This is a genomic window from Streptomyces sp. FH025, assembly GCF_017427025.1.
GTDB lineage: Bacteria > Actinomycetota > Actinomycetes > Streptomycetales > Streptomycetaceae > Kitasatospora.
In genome coordinates this window covers 1-3,357 of the sequence record NZ_JAFLNG010000774.1, presented here as the reverse complement: position 1 = coordinate 3,357, position 3,357 = coordinate 1, and the positions used below count along the sequence as shown (strand labels likewise).

Here is a 3,357-nt window from a genome sequence, read left to right as displayed (position 1 = left end):
TGGCCGCTTGGACCTCCTGTGGCAGTCACCAGTCACCGGCTGTGGAAATAGGGTATGAAGATTTAGTGCCCCCCTCCGAGGACGAGAGTTGGACGCCGAGCGGCGGTCCGACCCCCCGCAGTGCGATGCGCTGCGTACGCCTGTTGCTCGGCTGCACCAGCGCCGCCGAACTGCTCGGCACCGTCCTGGCCGAGGGCCCGGGCTGGATCACCGGCGAGGGTTCCGCGCTCTACCTGCTGGACTCCGCGGGGATGCTCCGGCTGATCGCCTCGCACGGGCTGCCGGACTGGGCCCACGAGCGCTACAGCACCGTCGCCCCGGAGAGCGACCTGCCCGCCGCGATGGCGCTCAGGCTGCAGCGCCCGTACCTGCTCAGCCCCGAGCACACCAGCATCGACTACCCGAACCGGAACGCCGGCATGGGCACCGGGATGGTCGCGGTGGTCACCCTGCCGATGGTCGTGGACGGGCGACCGGTCGGCGTGCTGGCCCTGGCGCTGGCCCACCGGGGCACCGTCCCGCGCCGCGACCTGGACGTCCTGGAGACCATCGCGGAGGCCTGCGGCCACCGGCTGCACCACCTGCTGGACCACTCCGACGCCAGGCCGCCGAGGGAGGCTCCGGCCCCGGAGTCGGACGCCGGGCTCGCCCACCCGCTGCTGTCGCTCGCCGTACGGGCGGCCGGGCACGGCGCCTTCGAGCGGGACCTGGTCACCGGGGAGAGCTACTGGGACGCGGCGGCGTTCCGGGTGGCCGGCCGGCCCGCCACCCCGGACGGCGCCGCCCCCGAGCTGGAACGGATAGTCCACCCCGAGGACCTGCCGGACGTCCAGGCCGCGCTCGCCGAGGCGCTGGCGAGCGGCGGGCACTACCGGATCGGCTACCGGGTGCTGCGCCAGGGCGGCGGGGTGGCGCGGGTCGAGGAGTCCGGCGAGGTGATGCTGGACGTGCACGGCCGCCCGGTGCGGATCGCCGGGCTGCTCGCCGACGCGAGCCCCGCGGACCGGCCGAAAGCCCCGGAGTCCCCGAAGACCCCGGAGTCCCCGGGCGGCGGCCCGGCCGGGGCCAGGACGGCGCTGCTGCTGTCACTCACCCGGGCGCTGTCGCGGGCGGTGACCGTACGGGACGTGACCGCGACCGTCACCGACGTGGTCCGCCCGGCCTTCGGTGCCGCCAGCATCGTGCTCGACCTGGTGGACGAGGGCCGGCTGCTGCCGGTCTCGCACACCGTGTACGGCGGTCCGCGCCGCGCCGAGCTGACGAGGCTGGCGGACCTGTCCGCGGACGTCATGCGGCACTCGCTGGCCCGCTCCGCCCCGCTGTTCAGCGATCCCGGCCGCACGGCGCGGCGCGGCGACCCGCTCGCCCCGGCCGCCTGGGCGGTGCTGCCGCTGGTCGCCTCGGGGCGGCAGGTCGGCTCCTGCCTGATCACCTTCGCCACCGAGCGGGCGTTCAGCCGCGAGGACCGCACCCTGTACTCGGCGTTCGCCGGCATCCTCGCGCAGTCCCTGGAGCGGGCCCGGCTGTACGACACCCACCACCACCGGGCCAGCGAGCTGCAGCGCGCGATGCTGCCGCGCACCCTGCCCCGGCTGCCCGGGATCACCAGCGCCGCCCGCTACCTGCCGAGCACCGAGGGCATGCAGATCGGCGGTGACTGGTACGACCTGCTGCGGCTGCCGGACGGCCGGATCGGGCTGGTGATCGGCGACGTGCAGGGCCACAACGCGGAGGCCACCGCCGTGATGGGCCAGCTGCGCAGCGGCCTGCGGGCGTACGCGACGGACGGGCACGACCCGGCCGCCACGCTGGCCCGGACCAGCCGGCTGCTGGCCGAGCTGGACACCGAGCTGTTCGCGACCTGCCTCTTCCTGGCCCTGGACCCGGCCGACGGCCGTCTGACCGGGGCGCGGGCCGGGCACCCGGCGCCGGTGCGGATCGGCGTCGACGCCGGGGCCGTCGAGCTGGACCTGCCGGGCGGCCCGCCGCTGGGCGTGGACCCGGGGCAGCCGTACCCGTTGGCCGTCGACCGGCTGGAGGGCGGCGAGACGCTGCTGGCGTACACCGACGGGCTGGTCGAGGACCGCGAGGAGGACTACGACGAGTCGGTGCAGCGGATGCTCGGCGGGCTGGAGTTGTGGGCCCGGCAGACCGGTCCGGGGCGGATCGGCCCGGCGCCGGCGCTGGAGCGGCTGGCCGACCTGCTGACCCTGAACGTGACCGAGCGCCGTTCCCGGCCGGACGACGTGGCGCTGTTGCTCCTGCACCGGATGCCATCCGTTCCGTGACACCGCGCGCACGCACCCCTCACAACCCGGAACGCGATCCGGCCGTCCCGCGTCACGGGGGAGGGGCCGGAAGGCCCTGGGCGCGGTGGCCCGAGGCCCCCTCGAAGCGGCGGGATCGCGTTCGAACGACTCGGGATTGACGGCGTTTTGATTCGATATTGACGAGATCCGGTCACTTGGCGAGATCCGTTCACACCTTCGTAGGATCATCACCCTAGAATTCGCGGCGTGACGATGACTCAGTGGTGCGCAACGGCAACCGGCGTGCTCGCCGTCCTCGCCCTCGTGGCCGCCGCGCGGTACCGCGCCGTGTCCGTCACCCAGCGCGGCGAGGCCGACCGGCTGGCCGGCGAACTCGCCCGGCTCCAGGAGCGGCTGACCGCCGAACTCTCCCGCCGGGGTGCCGAGCTGGCCGTCGTCCAGCAGGAACAGGAGCACACCGCCTCCACCCAGCGGGCCTTCCTCAGCGTGGCACGCCGCATCCTCGTCATGGCCCACGACCAGCAGGCGCTGCTCGACGAGATGGAACGCACCCACGACGACCCGGCACTGCTGGAGGGCCTGCTCAAGGCCGACCACGCGGCCGCCCAACAGGCCCGGCTGGCCCAGACCCTGGCCGTCCTGTGCGGCGCGCGGGCCGGACGGCACTGGCCGGAACCGGTCGCGCTGGAGGACGTCGTGCGCGGCGCCCAGTCGCGCATCCTGCCGTTCCAGCGCGTGATGGTGCGCAGCCGGATCGAGACCGCGGTGGTCGGCGCCGCGGCCGAAGCCCTGATCCACGCCATCGCCGAACTGCTGGACAACGCCACCCGCTACTCCCCGCCCAGCACCCAGGTGTTCGTCACCCTGATGCCGGTGCACAACGGCGCGGTGATCGAGATCGACGACGGCGGCGTCGGCATGCCGGAACACGCCGTCGCCAAGGCCGCCGCCGCGCTCGCCGGCGGCAGCACCCTGGAGGTCTCCCGGCTCGGCGAGGTGCCGCAGCTGGGACTGGCCGCGGTCGGCCGGCTCGCCGAGCAGTACGGCTTCCGGGTCACCCTCAGCTCCGCGCCCTCACCGTACGGCG

2 protein-coding genes are annotated in these 3,357 nt (G+C 74.6%); both read left to right on the top strand.

Features of this window, described 5'->3' with window-relative positions; all coding sequences use genetic code 11:
* The first annotated feature begins 65 nt into the window (after positions 1-65).
* Positions 66-2,288 (top strand): SpoIIE family protein phosphatase, encoded by a 2,223-nt coding sequence (locus J0670_RS33650; RefSeq protein WP_207816070.1) that lies wholly within the window; start codon positions 66-68, stop codon positions 2,286-2,288.
* 234 nt (positions 2,289-2,522) lie between these two features.
* On the top strand, positions 2,523-3,357 hold an 835-nt coding region (locus J0670_RS33645), incomplete at its 3' end, for a sensor histidine kinase (protein WP_243437900.1).